The 16,047-nt window shown below is 73.6% G+C and carries 10 protein-coding genes; 8 read left to right on the plus strand and 2 right to left on the minus strand.

What is annotated here, in order from left to right; translation table 11 throughout:
* Positions 1-13 precede the first annotated feature (13 nt).
* Both IO39_RS11720 and pulA read right to left on the minus strand, forming a co-directional pair.
* Complete coding sequence (locus IO39_RS11720; protein ID WP_245641921.1) at positions 14-673, minus strand: hypothetical protein; 660 nt, start codon at positions 671-673, stop codon at positions 14-16.
* Between the two features lie 151 nt (positions 674-824).
* On the minus strand, positions 825-3,650 hold the full coding sequence (gene pulA / locus IO39_RS11725; RefSeq protein WP_245641922.1) for a pullulanase-type alpha-1,6-glucosidase: 2,826 nt from the start codon (positions 3,648-3,650) through the stop codon (positions 825-827).
* A 387-nt stretch (positions 3,651-4,037) separates the two neighbouring features.
* On the opposite strand from pulA, the gene IO39_RS11730 reads away from it, so the two are divergent.
* The 8 genes from IO39_RS11730 (at position 4,038) to IO39_RS11760 (ending at position 15,988) form a co-directional block, all read left to right on the plus strand.
* Positions 4,038-5,327 carry an extracellular solute-binding protein gene (locus IO39_RS11730; protein ID WP_043620188.1) on the plus strand — a complete coding sequence of 430 codons (1,290 nt, stop codon included), beginning with the start codon at positions 4,038-4,040 and terminating at the stop codon, positions 5,325-5,327.
* A gap of 3 nt (positions 5,328-5,330) precedes the next feature.
* Positions 5,331-6,332, plus strand: a complete 1,002-nt coding sequence (locus IO39_RS11735; protein ID WP_043620191.1) for a carbohydrate ABC transporter permease — start codon at positions 5,331-5,333, stop codon at positions 6,330-6,332.
* A complete protein-coding gene (locus IO39_RS11740) occupies positions 6,329-7,180 on the plus strand; it encodes a sugar ABC transporter permease (protein WP_245641923.1) in 852 nt (283 codons plus the stop codon). The genes IO39_RS11735 and IO39_RS11740 overlap by 4 nt, the downstream gene beginning before the upstream one ends.
* A gap of 72 nt (positions 7,181-7,252) precedes the next feature.
* On the plus strand, positions 7,253-9,523 hold the full coding sequence (locus IO39_RS11745) for a hypothetical protein (RefSeq protein ID WP_043620197.1): 2,271 nt from the start codon (positions 7,253-7,255) through the stop codon (positions 9,521-9,523).
* 29 nt (positions 9,524-9,552) lie between these two features.
* On the plus strand, positions 9,553-9,696 hold the full coding sequence (locus IO39_RS56015) for a hypothetical protein (protein WP_169789051.1): 144 nt from the start codon (positions 9,553-9,555) through the stop codon (positions 9,694-9,696).
* 62 nt (positions 9,697-9,758) lie between these two features.
* A complete protein-coding gene (locus IO39_RS11750; protein WP_245641924.1) occupies positions 9,759-13,157 on the plus strand; it encodes a phosphodiester glycosidase family protein in 3,399 nt (1,132 codons plus the stop codon).
* A 253-nt stretch (positions 13,158-13,410) separates the two neighbouring features.
* On the plus strand, positions 13,411-14,565 hold the full coding sequence (locus tag IO39_RS11755; protein ID WP_043620203.1) for an amidohydrolase family protein: 1,155 nt from the start codon (positions 13,411-13,413) through the stop codon (positions 14,563-14,565).
* 88 nt (positions 14,566-14,653) lie between these two features.
* Positions 14,654-15,988, plus strand: coding sequence for a M20 metallopeptidase family protein (locus IO39_RS11760; protein WP_084772710.1), 1,335 nt, complete (start codon positions 14,654-14,656; stop codon positions 15,986-15,988).
* Positions 15,989-16,047 lie beyond the last annotated feature (59 nt).

Consider the following 16,047-nt stretch of genomic DNA (forward strand, 5'->3'; position numbering starts at 1 on the left):
CCCGCGGAATCCGTCAGGCGTGGATCGGAGGCGTGACGGCGGGCGTCTCGGCGGGCGTCTCGGTGGACTGGGTGCCGCGGATCAGGGCGTCGCAGTCGGCGATCGTCTCCTCCAGCAGCGTGCGCAGCAGCGAGTCGGGGTCGTCGATGCACGCCTGCACGATCCCGACCACCGAGAGCTGCACCGCGTTCGGCGCGGCGTACCGGCGGAAGCCCTTCTCCGTGATGCGGGCCGCGCGGCTGAAGCGCCTGGCCTGCTCGGCCGCGTGCGGCACCTCCTCCATCGCGCGCCGGCTCCGCTCGCTCAGCCGCCCCGACGGCGCGCCTTCCAGCCTGGCCAGCATCTCCTCGGCCGCCAGCACCGACACCGCCAGCGCGAGCTGGCGCTCGGCCGCGGCCACCGGCAGGGCGGTGGTGGCGCAGCGCAGCGCGATGTGGGCGTCCACGCGCAGGTCGTCGCTGGCCAGCCCGATGATCGAGGGCACCAGCCGGACGAGCTGGGCGCGGCTCTCGTCGCTGGTGTTGTCGTTGACCAGGCGCGCGAGTGCGGCCAGCAACGGGTGCGTGCAGGCCGGATGGTCGCTCCAGCGCTCCCCTGCCAGGTAGGAGGCCAGCTCCATGAAGCAGGCGCCGCGCTTCGGATTGCGATGCCTGCCGCGGGAAAGAACCGGCATGTGATCAAGGTGATTGTCCACGGGTGCTCCACTGCTCCACGCGATCGCCACGTCTCCGACGCCGTCCAACCAGTTTGCGCCGGACTGCGGCTCTATGCCAGTGATGCGGGGTGTTCTGGATGAACGTTCCCGCTACCCGCCCGGGTCACACTCACACCTCCACGAAGACCGCGACCGTGCGGGCGGGGACCGTCAGGGCGCCGGTGGCGGGGTCGAAGGAGGAGGTCCGCACCACCGGATCGGCCGATCCCGCCTGCACGGGATGGAGCGCCACCCGCCGCCCGCTCCCCGGTGCCGCCTGCCGTTCACCCTCCGGTGCCGCCTGCCGCTCGTCTCCTGGCGCCGTCTGCCGTCCGCTCTCCGGCGGCAGCGGCTGGACCTGGGGGGAGGGGGTGGCGTTGAAGACGACCGTGACCGAGCGCCAGCGCGGGTCCAGGCCCTCGGTGTCCACCCGCATGGCGATCACCCCCTCCGCCGAGGCGGGGAACGTCAGCCGCCGCCGCACCTCCTCCGCCGACCCCAGCGCGAACGCCGGCGACGACGCCCTGATCCGCAGCAGCTCGCCGAACGCGGCCCGGGCGGCGTTGATCGCCGCGCAGTCCGGCCGCAGCGCCGGGTCCGCCAGCAGCGGCCGGGCGTAGGGCCATCGGGCCTCGTTCGCGGCCCGGGGCGGCAGGCCCGCGCCGAAGCCGTTGCCCTGCGCGCAGTCCCACAGCAGCCGGTTGAACCAGTCGCCCGAGTCGTAGGAGTCGCGGTCGAACGACTTCGAGCGCAGCCGTTCCGAGCCCGCGTGCACGAACGCCGCCCCCTGCGCCAGCACCACCGTGGCCAGGGACAACGTCTGCATGCGCACCCGGTCGGCCATCGGCGTGTCCCGCGGCAGCTTGTACGCCAGCGCGTCGAAGAGCGTCTCGTTGTCGTGCGCGTCCACGTACGTCACCGACTCGCCGGGAGCGGCCGTGCACCCGGCGGGGGAGCCGTTGTGCCAGACCTCCGAGCCCTTCCTGCCCGACGGCAGCACGTAGTCGCGCAGGCCCCCGGCCAGCCCGATCATGATCAGCTCGCAGCAGTGCGCCAGCCGCTCCCGCCGCTGCTCGTCCGTCCCGTCGGCCGGGGAGCCGTTGGGCGCGCCCGCCAGCCCCGAGCCGAAGCCCTGCACGCGCGGGTCGGCGTCGAACGGGCTGCCCCCGCGCACCGCGTCGCGCAGCCCGTCGTCGAAGGCGCCGATGCCGGTGCCCGCCAGGTTCGCCCGCGTCGCCTGCTCGAACCGGGCGCCGTCGGCGACCTCGCCGAAGTTCCAGCCCTCGCCGTACAGGATGATCGACCTGCCGTCCACGCCGTCCGCGTCGGGGGTCAGCGCGTCGAGAGCGCGGCGGACGGCGAGCAGGTTGGCCTTCGGGTGGTGGCCCATGAGGTCGAAGCGGAAACCGTCGATCCGGTACTGCCTGGCCCACGTGACGACCGAGTCGACCACGAGCCTGCCCATCATCAGGTGCTCGGGCGCGGTGCCGGGGCAGCAGGTGGAGGTGGCCACCGTGCCGTCGTCCAGCAGCCGGTGGTAGTAACCGGGGACGATCGGGTCGAGCACCCCGGTGCAGTGCGTGTGGTTGTAGACCACGTCCATCACCACGCGCAGCCCGGCCCGGTTGAGCCCGGCCACCATGGCGCGGAACTCCTTGATCCGCCGGTCCGGCTCGGTCGCGTACGAGCCCTCCGGCACCGTGTAGTGCTGCGGGTCGTAGCCCCAGTTGAAGGAGTCCGTCGCGGCCGTGCGCGCCACGCACTCCTGTTGCAGCTCGGAGTCGGGCGGCAGGGCGGCGAGGTCGCGGTCGGGCTCGGTCCGGTCGGCCCGGCGCTCGGGGATCGTGGCCAGGTCGAAGACGGGCAGCAGGTGCACGTGCGTCAGGCCGTCGCGGGCCAGGGCGCGCAGCTCGCGCATCCCGGCCGTCTCCGGCTCGGCGAAGGCCGCGTACGTGCCGCGCAGCGCGGGCGGCACACTGACGTCGGAGGCGGAGAAGTCGCGCACGTGCAGCTCGTAGATGGAGGCCCGGTGCAGCGGCACCGCCGCCGGCTTGGCCGCCCGGTCCCAGCCGGGCGGCTTGAGCGCGCGGGCGCCGAGGTTCACGAGCCTGCTGCGCACGCCGTCGGCGGTGACGTCCAGGCTGTACGGGTCGGTGACCTCGTTCGTGACCACCGCCCCCGCCGCCGGGGAGTAGACGGTGACGAGGTAGGTGTACTCGCGGCCCAGCCAGGTCGGCAGGCCGCGCACCGACCACACGCCGGTCTCGTCGTCGCGCCGCATCGGGTGCACGGTCCGGCCGCGCGGGCCGTACAGCGCCAGCTCCACCTTCCTGGCGGTCGGGGCCCACAGCGCGAGCCGGGGGATCAGCCGGCCCGAGGGGCCCAGCGGGACGGCGGCGGCCCCGGCGTACAGGTCGTCCAGCACGCCGGGGATCTGCACGCCGGTCGCGGCCCGCAGCGCGCCGGCGGGGTCCCGCCGCACGGCCGCCACCTGGCCGCGCAGCGCCGCGCGGACGAGGCCGGCGTCCCCGCCGGCCACCTTCAGCGCGTCGCGGCGGGCCAGGTGCGGCCACGCGCTCCGCTGCGCCCAGGTGAGCGTGCCGGGGACGAGCCGGATGAGCCGGTGGTCGCCGGTCAGCTCGCCGTCCTCGACGGCGAGGCCGCCCCGCTCGCCGCAGGCCAGCCAGTGCCGCGCGGACGCGCCTTCCGGGCCGTCCGCCACGGCCTGAGCGCCGTCCCAGACCACGGTGTCGCGGTCGATCCAGTGCGCCCTGGCCTTGCTCAGGTCGGTGTCGCTCAGGTCGGTGTCGCTCAGGTCGGTGTCGCTCAGGTCGGTGTCGCTCAGGTCGGCCAAGTCGGCAGTGTTCGGCTCGGCGCTGCTCGGCTCGGCGCTGCGCGGGTCGGCGGACCGGTGCTCGTCGTCGGCCTGGTCGATGGTCTGGCTCAGGGTCTTCACCCCCTCTGCGGGCGCCGATCTGGGTGCCGGGCTCGGTCTCGGTGTCGGGCTCGGTCTCGGTGTCGGGCCTGCCGTCTTCATGCCCTTCCGGCCCGGGGTGATGCGGAAGCGCGCGCGTCCTGGCAGCGGTTTGCATGATTTCTGGAAATTTCCGCAACAAGAAGGGCGCATCCCGCTGACAGGGCGGGCCGCGGCACGGTCGTGATCAGGGACGACTTTCGCCCGATGGGCGATGAGCTGCCGAAACTCGGCAAGACCGGCAGGTCACCAGGAAGATCGATTGATGTAACGACTTGCAGAACCTTGCGCTCCCATCTACCGGCGGGCGTCACGGCGGCGTAACGTCCGGCTTACTCCGACCTCCGACCGAGCTGTGAGGAGAAGGACATGCGACGACTCTTACCGCCCGCAGCGGTCGTTGCGGCACTCGCGCTGGCGGTCGCCGCCTGCGGCGGCGGTGGCGGCGATCCCGCCCCGCCCGCCGCCTCGGTCGCCGACCCGTCCCAGGTGAGCGGCGAGGTGACGTGGTGGGACACGACGCGCCCGGAGAGCGAGGGGCCGACGTTCCAGGCGTTGATCAAGGAGTTCCAGGCGAAATACCCGAAGGTCAAGGTCAACTATGTGAACGTGCCCTCGGACCAGGCGCAGAACCAGTTCCAGACCGCCGCCCAGTCCGGCACGGGCGCGCCCGACGTGATCCGCTCCGAGGTGGCCTGGACCTCCCAGTTCGCCTCGCTGGGCTACCTGCAGCCGCTCGACGGCAGCCGCGCCGTGGACAAACCCGAGGACTTCCTGCCGGGGCCGCTGAGCAGCACCGAGTACGACGGCAAGACCTACGCGGTGCCGCAGGTCACCGACACGCTCGCGCTGATCTACAACAAGCGGCTGCTGAAGGAGGCCGGGCACGACGAGCCGCCCGCGACCGTCGCCGAACTGAAGCAGGTCGCGCTCGACGTCAAGGCCAGGACCGGCGCGGCCGGGCTGGCGCTGAACGTCGACTCCTACTTCCTGCTGCCCTTCATGTACGGCGAGGGCGGCGACCTCCTCGACGTCGCCGGCAAGAAGATCGTGGTCAACTCCCCGGCGAACGTGAAGGCGATGGAGACCGTCGCCGACCTCATCAGCTCCGGCGCCGCCCCCAAGCCCGCCATCACCGAGAGCTACGCCAACGCGATGACCGCGCTCAAGGAGGGCAAGGCGGCCATGATCTACAACGGGCCGTGGGCGCTGTCGGAGATCTACCAGGGCAAGGAGTTCCGGGACAAGGCGAACCTCGGCATCGCGCCCGTCCCGGCCGGCACGGTCAAGGCCGGCGCGCCCACGGGCGGCTGGAACCTGGCCGTCTACGCCGGCTCGAAGAACATCCCGGCCGCGTACGAGTTCGTGCGCTTCATGACCACCACCGAGGCGCAGGCGAGGATCGCCAAGGAGATCAGCCTCCTGCCCACCCGCGCCTCCGCCTACGCCGACCCGGACGTGCGGGGCAACCCCGACGTGGCGGTGTTCAAGCCGATCATGGACACCGCGGTGCCGCGCCCGTGGATCCCCGAGGGCGGCCAGCTCTTCCAGCCGTTGCTGGAGGGTTACCAGGCGCTGGTCGGCGGCATGTCAGGGCCCGCGGACATGCTCAGGCAGGTCGATGAGCGCTATCGCGGGATCATGAAGGACTGGAGCTGACCGGTGGCGGTCTCGACCACGAGGCCGGCGGCGCCAGGCGGTCGCGGCGGCGGCCCCGCCCGCGCCCGCCGCCGCGACCGCCCGGGGCCGCTGCGCCGCGCGCTGTCGGCCCACTGGTACGCCTGGGCCATGGTCGCGCCCGTGCTGGTGGTGATGGCGGTGCTGATCGGCTGGCCGCTGGCGCGCGGGCTCCACCTGTCGCTGACGGACGCGACCGAGGCCAACCTCGGCCGCACCATCGGCGTCAACGTCATCCCGGCCACTTACGAGTTCGTCGGCCTGGACAACTACCTGGAGATCCTGACCAGCGCCCTGTTCTGGGACAAGCTGGGGTGGACCGTGGTCTGGACGGTCGCCTGCGTCGGCCTGCACTACGGCATCGGGCTGGGCCTGGCCGTGATGCTCAACCGCCGCATGCGCCTGCGCTCGCTCTACCGGGTGCTGCTGATCCTGCCCTGGGCCGTGCCGCCGTTCGTGGCCGCCTTCATCTGGCGCTACCTCTACAACAGCGACTACGGCGTGATCAACGGCTTCCTCGCCCTGGCCGGGCTGGACGGCGTCGGCTGGCTGGACGACCCCACCACGGCGAAGATCGCGGTGGTGGCGGTGAACGTCTGGCTCGGGGTGCCGTTCATGATGGTCGCGCTGCTGGGCGGCCTGCAGTCGATCCCCGCCGAGCTGTACGAGGCGGCCGAGGTGGACGGCGCCCGCCCCTGGCAGCGGTTCAGGGCCGTCACGCTGCCGGGGCTGCGCCAGGTGTCCACCACGGTCGTGCTGCTGGGCACGATCTGGACCTTCAACATGTTCCCCGTCATCTTCCTGGTCACCGGCGGCGGGCCGGGCAGCGAGACCGAGATCCTGGTCACCTACGCCTTCCGCGAGGCGTTCACCGGCATCCGGAACTACTCGGGGTCCGCGGCCTGGGGTGTGATCATCCTGGCCATGCTGGTCGTGCTGGCCGCCGGTTACCGCCGTACCCTGCGCCGTCAAGGAGATCCGTGGTGAAGAGCAGAACGCGGCGGCGCGGCGAGCGCGGCCGGGCCGCCTCCATCGGCCTGCACGCGGGCCTGCTGGCGGCCGTCGCGGTGTCCCTGTTCCCCGTCGTGTGGCTGGTGCTGACCTCGCTCAAGCCGCGCGACGGCTGGCTCTCGGCCGAGCTGCGGTTCTTCGACGACCCCTCGCTGGACAACTACACGCGGGTGCTGACCGCCACGGCCTTCCCGCAGTGGCTGCTCAACAGCGTGCTCACGGCCGGGCTGAGCACGCTGCTCGGCGTGTTCCTGTCGGCCTCCGCCGGTTACGCGATCAGCCGGTTCCGCTTTCCCGGGCACCGCTCGGTGATGTGGCTGCTGCTGATCACCCAGATGTTCCCGGTGGCCATCCTGATCGTCCCGCTGTACAACCTGATGGCCGCGCTCGGGCTGCTGAACCAGATCCCCGGCCTGGTGATCGCGTACATGACGATCGCGGTGCCGTTCTGCGCCTGGATGATGAAGAGCTACTTCGACAGCGTGCCGATCGAGATCGACCAGGCGGGGATGGTGGACGGGCTGACCCCGTTCGGCGTCTTCTGGCGGGTGGTGCTGCCGCTGGCCAGGCCGGGCGTGGCCGTGACCGCGTTCTACTGCTTCATCACCGCGTGGGGCGAGGTCGGCTACGCCACCGTGTTCATGTCGCAGCAGGACAAGCGGACGCTCGGGGTGGGGCTGCAGCAGTTCGTGGGCCGGCACTGGTCCGACTGGGGGCTGATGACGGCCTCGGCGGTGCTCATCGCCATCCCGGCGGGCGTGGTGTTCCTGCTCGTGCAGCGCCACCTGGTCACCGGCCTGACGGCGGGGGCCACGAAGGCGTAGCAGCCCGGCTTGCCCTTTGAGTAATCGAACAATCACTTTGCGTCATCATGGTCTTCGCAGGATGCTGGTCACATGGACGGATTCCTCGACGAGACCTGCGGGGGCGTGACCGAGCTGCGCGTCCACGGCGTCTCGGGCACGCCCCCGGCCGGCATCCTCAACCACCCCACCCCCCGGCTCGTCGCGGGCGACGGCACCACCGGCTTCTACCGGCGGTGGTGGGCGAGCGGCCGGCCGGCGGGCGAGCATCCCGACGTGCCCGGAGTGCGCCGCCGCGAAGCCTACGCCTGGGGCAATCTCACCTCCGGCGGCAGGACGATCGCGCTGTGGCTGCTCCTGCTGCCGTTCTCGCTGGCGAACCTGTCCTACTTCATGCTGCCCAGGCCCGCGCGCGGGGTGCGGCTGCGGCACGCGGCCGAGGCGGCGCAGCGCCTGTTCGCGCTGCTGCTCACCGGCACGCTCGTCGGCGCCGTCACCCGGGCGGCCGTCGATCTCGTCGGCTGGCAGTGCACCGCCGCCGGCCGGGCCTGCGCCTCCGACACCGCCCCGGTCTGGGTGCACTGGCTGGGCGCGCTGTGGGGGCACGAGCCGTCGCGCCGGCTGGCGGTCACCGCGCTGGTCCCGCTGCTGGTCGTCGTCCTGCTCTGGTGGATCGCGCGGCGCACCTGGCAACGCGACGAGCGTACGATGCCGCCACCTTCTGGCGTGACCTCCGAGGGTGGGGTTTCCGGGGGCCGGGCCTCCGGGGGTGAGGTGCTGCTGGCCAGGTCGCGGCTGTGGCACGGCGGGCCGCCCGTGTGGCGGCTGCGGGTCGTGCACGTGGCCTTCTCGGTGGCCTCCATCGGGGTGGCCGTGGCGGGGCCGTTCGCGGGCACGCCACAGGGGCTCGTGCTCACCGTGGCCAATGCCGCCGTGCAGCTCGCCGCCGCCGTGCTGGTCACGCTGCCGTCCATCGCCAGGCGGCTGGACCCGCACGCGGGGGAGCGCACGCCCGCCTGGCTCGGGTTCGCCTGCCACGCGCTGCGGGTGACGGCGCCCGTGGTGTTCCTGGCCACGATCGGCGCGGCCCTGGCCGGGATGCCGCCGGGGACGTCCGGCGCGGTCTTCTGGCGCCTGCCCGGCGTCGGCATCGGAACGTTCCAATACGCGCTGACGCTCGGGCTGGGGCTGTTCCTCCTGCTCGCCCTGGCGGCGCTGGCCCGCCTGGACCGTGCGGCCGGCGGTGCCGGGCAGCGGGCGGTCATGGGCGGGATGGCGGGGTGGTTCCTGCTGATGGTGGCCGCCGGCGTGGCCAACGTGCTGGCGCTCGGGCTGCTGTTCTGGACGGCCGCGTTCTTCGGCACGCCCGCCGTCGCCGCGGGCGCGGGCCCGGCCGGCAGGAGGCTCTTCCTCGACGAGCAGGTCTGGTGGACGGCGGCCCTGGTGCCGTTGCTGGCGCTCGGGCTCGCCGCCCTGGCAGGCGCGTTGTGGCTGATCCGCGAGCGCGAGGCGGCGCGGCTGGCCCGCGAGCTGAAGCCGCACTACTCCGAGCGCGACGACGCCGGGGCGGTCGCCCGCATGTGGGCGCTGGCCTCGCTCACCGACCGCGCCGGGCTCGTGCTGGGCGTGCTGACCGGGATCGGCGTCGCCGGGTCCGCCGCGGTCACCGTGATCTACGGGCTGCGGCTGTTCACGCCCGACGGCGGGGTCGCCGGGCTGCTGGCCACGCTGGGCAGCTGGGTCATGGTCGCGGTCGTCGCGGGCCTGGTGCTGGTCGGGCGCCGGACCTACCTCGACTCGCGGCTGCGCAGGACGGTCGGCATCGTGTGGGACATCGCCACGTTCTGGCCCCGCGCCATCCACCCGCTGGCGCCCCCCTGCTACACCGAGCGGGTCGTGCCCGAGCTGATCACCAGGGTGCGCCGGCTCGCCGCGACCGAGCGGGACCGGGTCGTGCTGTCCGGGCACAGCCAGGGCAGCGTCATCGCCGCCGCCCTGGTGCTGCAGCTCGGGCCCGAGGAGCGCGCCCGGGTCAGGCTGCTCACGCACGGCTCGCCGCTGCGCCGCCTGTACGCGTCCTTCTTCCCCGCCTACTTCGGCGACTCCGGCCTGGGCGCCGTGCGCGACTCCGTGGCGTGGTGCAACCTCTACCGGCTGAGCGACCCCATCGGCGGGCCCGCGTTCCGCCGCGTCGACCCGCTGGCCGGCGGCGAGCCGGACGGCGTGGACCGGTTCTGCTGGGACCCGCGGCCGCCGGAGCCCGGCGAGCCGTTGCCGCAGGCGCGGTGGCACTCCGACTATTGGCTCGAACCCTCCTACGACGAGGCGCTCGACCGGCTGGTCACCGTCAAGCCTGCCGCCTGAGCGGTTCGTACGGGTTCGCGCGGGCGCCCATGTTGCGCGCCGGGCTGATCGGCGCGCTGGTCAGCGGAGTCGTGGGCATGCTGGTCAACGACTTGGGCACGGCGGTGCTGTCCATGGCGGTGGCGCTGGCCGTGCCGCTGGTGCTGCACGCCGGAGTACGCGCCACGGCGTGAAATTTTCTTTTGGTTCACCCGGTGGTCTTGAAAGTTATATCCACGAGCGATTGAGTTCGGTCGTGCAGACCCTCCGATTGCTGGCCGCCGCCGCGCTCGTGTTAGGCCCCATGGCCCTCGGCGCGCCCGCGCAGGCCGATCCCGTAGCTCCCGTGGAGGACGCGCCCGAGGCGTCGTCCTACCCCGCCCCCGCCACGCTGCTCGCCCCGTCCGCCGCGGCGGCGCCGCAGCGGCTGGAGACGGCCAAGAAGACCCGGCCGATCGCGCCGGGCATCTCACTGACCTCGTTCGACACCTACGACGCGCAGGGCTGGCTGCGCGCGGACGCCGTCACCGCCGACCTCGGCGGCGCCAGGGCGGACTACGTGTTCTCCGGCGAGGTGTCCAAGACCGAGCCGCTGTCCGGCCCCGCCAGGCGCTCGAAGGCCGTCGCCGCCGTCAACGGCGACTTCTTCGACATCAACAACTCCGGCGCGGCCCGGGGCATCGGCGTGCAGGACGGCACGCTGATCCAGTCGCCCGCCGCCGGGCACGACAACGCCGTCGCGATCACCGGGGACGGCGTCGGCCGCGTGCTCAAGATGCACTTCGAGGGCAGCGCCACCCCCGCCGGCGGCGCGCCGATCGCGCTCACCCAGTTCAACCAGATCGTGCAGCGTGACGGCGTGGGCCTGTTCACGCCGCTGTGGGGCTCCTACGACCGCGCCCGCGCGGTCGAGGGCGCCACGGCCGTCACCGAGGTCGTGCTGGCCGGCGGCGTGGTCTCCGAGGTGCGCGGCGCCGCGGGCAGCGGCCCCATCCCCGCCGGCACCACGATCCTGCTCGGCCGCGACGCCGGGGCCGCCGCCCTGGCGTCGCTCAAGGCCGGCGACCGCGTGGATGTGGCCTACCGGCCCAAGCCCTCCGACGGCGGCCCGGTCAAGGCCGCCGTGGGCGGCAACTGGGTGCTGGTCAAGGACGGCGTCGTGCAGAACTCGGCCGACCCGGCCGCGCACCCCCGTACGGCCGTCGGGTTCTCGGCGGACGGCAGGAAGATGTACCTGCTGACCGTGGACGGCCGCCAGGCCGACAGCCGCGGCGTCACGCTGAACGAGCTGGCCGCGATGATGGCCGACCTGGGCGCGGCCAACGCGCTCAACCTCGACGGCGGCGGCTCCTCCACCATGCTGGCCCGCGAGCCCGGCTCCGCCGAGGTCCAGGTGGAGAACAGCCCCTCCGACGGCGGCGAGCGCCACGTCCCCAACGGCCTGGCGCTCTACGCGCCCGAGGGCAGCGGCAAGCTCAAGGGCTTCTGGCTGGAGACGGCTAGCGACCCGGCCAGGACGCCAGGCGTCGGGCCCGTCGCGGGCGGCCGTCCCGACCGCGTCTTCCCCGGCCTGACCAGGCGGCTAACCGCCGCGGGCTACGACGAGACGTACGGCCCCGCGGCCGGCACCCCGTCGTGGCGGTCGAAGCCGGCCGTGCACGGCGTCGTGCGCGACGGCAGGTTCCACGCCCTCGTGCCCGGCCCGACCACGGTCACCGCCTCGCGCGGCAAGGCCAGGGGCAGCATCGACCTGACCGTGCTGCAGCCCCTGGAGCGGCTCGGCGCCACCGCCGACCGGCTCGGCCTGGCCGGGGCGGACAAGACGGCGGCGTTCGGCGTGGTCGGCTACGACCGCAACGGCAACTCCGCGCCCATCGAGCCCGCCGACCTCGCGCTCGACTACGACAAGGAACTGTTCGAGGTCACCGCCGCCGAGCACGGCCACTTCACCGTCAAGGCGAAGCGGGCCACCGGCTCCGGCCTGATCACCGCCAAGGTCGGCAAGATCAGCACCGCGGTGCCGGTGACGGTCGGATTCGAGGACAGGCCGGTCGCCGACTTCGAGGACGCGGCCTCGTGGACCTTCGCCGCCGCCCGCGCCACCGGCTCGCTGTCGGCCGCGCCCGGGCAGAGCGGGGGCGGGCTCAAGCTCTCCTACGACTTCACCACCTCCACCGCCACGCGGGCCGCGTACGCCAGCCCGCCGCGGCAGATCGTGGTGGAGGGGCAGCCGCAGGCGTTCGGGCTGTGGATCCACTCCACCGGCAAGGGGGAGTGGCCGAGCCTGGAGTTCTACGACGCGCTCGGGCAGTCGCAGATCCTGCGCGGGCCGTACATGACGTGGACCGGCTGGAAGTACGTCGAGTTCGCCGTGCCGGCCGGCGTGAGCCACCCGCTCAAGCTGCGGCGCTTCTACGTGGCCGAGACCAAGGCCGACGCCAAGTACACCAACGAGATCCTCATCGACGGCCTGGTCGCCAAGGTGCCGCCGTCGGTGTCCGCCCCCGCCGTGGCGGAGGTCGCCGACCCGGTGGTCAAGGACGAGGTGGCGCGGATGCCGTGGCGGTTCGCGGTCATGTCGGACGCGCAGTTCGTGGCCAGGGACCCCGACAGCGACATCGTCAGGAACGCCCGGCGCACGCTGCGCGAGATCAAGGCGGCGAAGCCCGACTTCCTGGTGATCAACGGTGACCTGGTGGACGAGGCGTCGCCGGAGGACTTCGCGCTGGCGAAGAAGATCCTCGACGAAGAGCTCGGCGGAACAGTGAAATATCACTACATTCCGGGCAACCATGAGGTCATGGGCGGCAAGATCGACAACTTCCGGGCCGTCTTCGGCGACACGTACCGGACCTTCGACCACAAGGGCACCCGCTTCATCACCCTGGACACCTCCCGCCTGAACCTGCGCGGTGGCGGCTTCGACCAGGTGGCCCTGCTGCGCTCCGCGCTGGACGCGGCGGCGAAGGACTCCTCGATCGGGTCGGTCGCGGTGCTGTTCCACGTGCCGCCGCGCGACCCCACGCCCGGCAAGGGCAGCCAGCTCGGCGACCGCAAGGAGGCCGCGCTGGTGGAGGGCTGGCTGGCCGACTTCCAGCGCGAGACCGGCAAGGGCGCCGCCTACATCGGGGCGCACGTGGGGACGTTCCACGCCTCCCGGGTGGACGCGGTGCCGTACTTCATCAACGGCAACTCCGGCAAGAACCCGGCCACCGCCCCCGAGGACGGCGGGTTCACCGGCTGGTCGCTGTGGGGCGTGGACCCCGTGTCGCGCGCCGAGGCCGAGCACGTCAGGCGCAACTGGTTCGCCGACGCGCCCGACTGGATCGGCACGCAGGTGCGCCCGCACGTGGACGAGCTCACGCTCACCGCGCCCGCCGCGATCGCCGTCGGCACGCCCGGCACGGTCACGGCCACGGTCGGGCAGGGCGCCAGGTCGGTGCCGGTCGCGTACCCGGTGTCGGCCGAGTGGTCCGGCTCGCCGAACCTGCACGTCGGCCCGCGCGGGACGGCCAAGCCCTGGCACGTCGCCGTGCTCGACCCCGCCACCGGCACGCTGACGGCGCTGCGGCGGGGACAGGTGACGGTGGCCGTCACGGTCAGCGGGGTCACGCGGCAGGCGACCGTGGCCCTGACCGCCAGGGCCGCCGCCTGAACGCCGCCGCCTGAACGCCACCGCCTGAACGCCACCGCCTGAACGCCACCGCCTGACCGCCACCGCCTGACCGCCTGATCGCCTCCTGGCCGCCTGGCCGGTGCGGTCCGTCGCGTGACCGCCTCAGCCGGCCGGGCCGCCTGAGCGGCGCGGTGGTCCCGGGGCCCCTCGGAACGGACGCCCGTTCCGGGGGCCCTCGCGTGTCCGGCCCGGGGGCCGCGGGTACGAGAGCGGCGTACCGGGAGGATCGCCGATGACCATGGAGCTGGATCTCGTGCCCGCCGGGCTCGCCCGTGCCATCGAGGAGCTGCCCCTGGTGGACCACCACGTGCACGGGGCCACCACGCACGACCTGTCGCGCCTGGCGTTCGAGGAGATGATCACCGAGTCCGACCGGCCGGTGCCGGAGTGGATGACCCAGTTCGACTCCCAGCTCGGCTTCGCCATCCTGCGCCACTGCGCGCCCGTGCTCGGGCTCGGGCCGTTCTGCACGCCGGAGGAATACCTGGCCAGGCGCGCCAGGCTGGGCGCCGGCGAGGTCAACCGCCTGCTGCTCGGCGCCACCGGGGTCGGGCACTTCCTGGTCGAGACCGGCTACCGCGCCGAGGAGCTGCTCGGGCCCTCGGGCATGGCCGAGGTCAGCGGGGTGCCGGCCGACGAGGTGGTGCGGCTGGAGAGCGTGGCCGAGCAGGTGGCCGCCGCCGGGTGCGGGGCCGGCGCGTTCGCCGGCCGGTTCGCCGAGGCGCTGGAGGAGCGCACCCGTACGGCCCGCGCGCTCAAGACCGTCGCCGCCTACCGGTGCGGGCTCGACTTCGATCCCGCGCCGCCCTCCTCCGCCGAGGTCGCCGAGGCCGCCGGGCGCTGGCTGGCCGCCGGGGGCGGCCGGGTGACGGACCCCGTGCTGGTGCGGCATCTCGTCTGGGCCGGGCTGGAGCGGGGGCTGCCGCTGCAGTTCCACGTCGGCTACGGCGACCCCGAGCTGGACCTGCGGCGCTCGGACCCGCTGCTGCTGCGGGGGCTGATCGAGCTGGCCGAGCCCACCGGGGTGCCGCTGCTGTTGCTGCACTGCTATCCGTACCAGCGGCACGCGGGATTCCTGGCGCAGGCGTACCCGAACGTCTTCTTCGACGTGGGGCTGGGCCTGCACTACTCGGGGGCGCGCGCCGCGGCGCTGGTGGCGGAGAGCCTGGAGGTGGCGCCGTTCGCCAAGCTGCTCTTCTCGTCCGACGCGTGGGGGCCGGCCGAGCTGCACCACCTGGGGGCGTTGTTGTGGCGGCGGGCGATGGCGCGGGTGCTGGGCGGGTTCGTGGCCGAGGGCGAGTGGTCGGCGGCGCAGGCCGTGCGGGTGGTCACGATGGTGGGGGCGGAGAACGCGCGGCGCGTCTACGGGCTGGGAACCGGGGGATGAGAGGGGCAGGCGCGGCTTGAGTGCCGCGTCTGGGGGAAGCGGTTACGGCTGAGCCGGAGACGAGGGACTTCATGACGGGGGATGGAGGATGAGCACCGACGGGCACGGAGCCTGGGCGGAGGCCGAGCCGAGGGCGGAGCTCTGGGAGACACGACCGGGGGCGCGACCGGAGACACGGCCGGAGACACGGACGGAGACACGGACGGAGGAGCGGCCCGAGGCGCGGACGGAGGCGCTGCGGGAGGCGCTGCGGGAGGCGCTGCGAGAGGCGCTGCGCAGGGAGCTGCCCGCCGCCGTGGCGCTGCGGCGCGCGCTGCACGCGACGCCGCACGTGTCCGGGCAGGAGGGGCCGACGTTGCGGCGGGTGCTCGACGCGCTGCCCGCCGAGCCGGTCGAGCACATCGCGGGCACGGGCGCCGTGCTGCGGGTCGGCGGGCCGGGGCTGGCGGTGGGGGTGCGCGGCGAGCTGGACGCGCTGCCGATCACCGAGCGCACCGGGGTGCCGTGGGCCTCGGTCAACGGGGCCATGCACGCCTGCGGCCACGACGTGCACCTGGCGGCGGTGGTCGCGCTCGCCCGCGCCGTCGCCGCGACGCTCCCGGGCGGCGGGTGGGACGAGTTCGCGCCGCTGCTGGTCGTGTTGCAGCCGCGCGAGGAGACCTACCCCTCGGGCGCGCTCGACGTCGTCACCTCCGGCGCGCTGGAACGGCACCGCGTGCACGCCATGATCGGCGCCCACGTCCAGCCCGTGCTGCCCGAGGGCGTCATCGCGTGCACCCCGGGCCCGGTGAACGCCTCGTCCGACGAGTTCCGGGTGACGGTCACGGGGGCCGATGGGCATGCCGCGTACCCGCATCTCACCCGCGACCCCGTGCTCGCCATGGCGCAGGTGATCGTGGCCGCGCAGCAGCTCGTCAGCCGGGTCGCCGATCCGATGACGCCGACCGTGGTCACGTTCGGGACCGTGAACGCGGGCACCGCGGCCAACGCCGTGCCCGGCGAGGCGGTGGCCAGGGGCACCCTGCGCACCATGTCGCAGGAGTGGCGCGAGCGGCTGCACGACCGGTTCGCGCAGGTCGCGGGCGACACCGCCAGGGCGTACGGATGCGCCGCCGCCGTCGAGATCATGGACGGCGAGCCGATCCTGGTCAACGACCACGAGCTGGCCGCGCGGGCGGCCGTCCGGCTGCGGGAGCAGGGCTGGGCGGTCTCCGACGAGCTGCGGTCGTGTGGGGCCGACGACTTCGCCAGGTACGGCGAGGTGGCGCCGTTGCTGATGATGTTCGTCGGCGTGGACACCGAGGCCGGGCTGCACAGCCCCGCCTTCCTGCCGGACGACTCGGCCGTGGGCGCCGTCGCCGAGGCCATGCTCGCCGGCTACCTGGCCGCCTCCCCGCCGGCCGGGCAAGAGGCCGCTCGCTGACGGGCCTGCCGTCCGTACGAGGAGGCCGTCGCGGGGCGGGCCTGCCGGCCGGACAAGGG

It is taken from the genome of Nonomuraea candida (assembly GCF_000725485.1).
Taxonomy (GTDB): domain Bacteria; phylum Actinomycetota; class Actinomycetes; order Streptosporangiales; family Streptosporangiaceae; genus Nonomuraea; species Nonomuraea candida.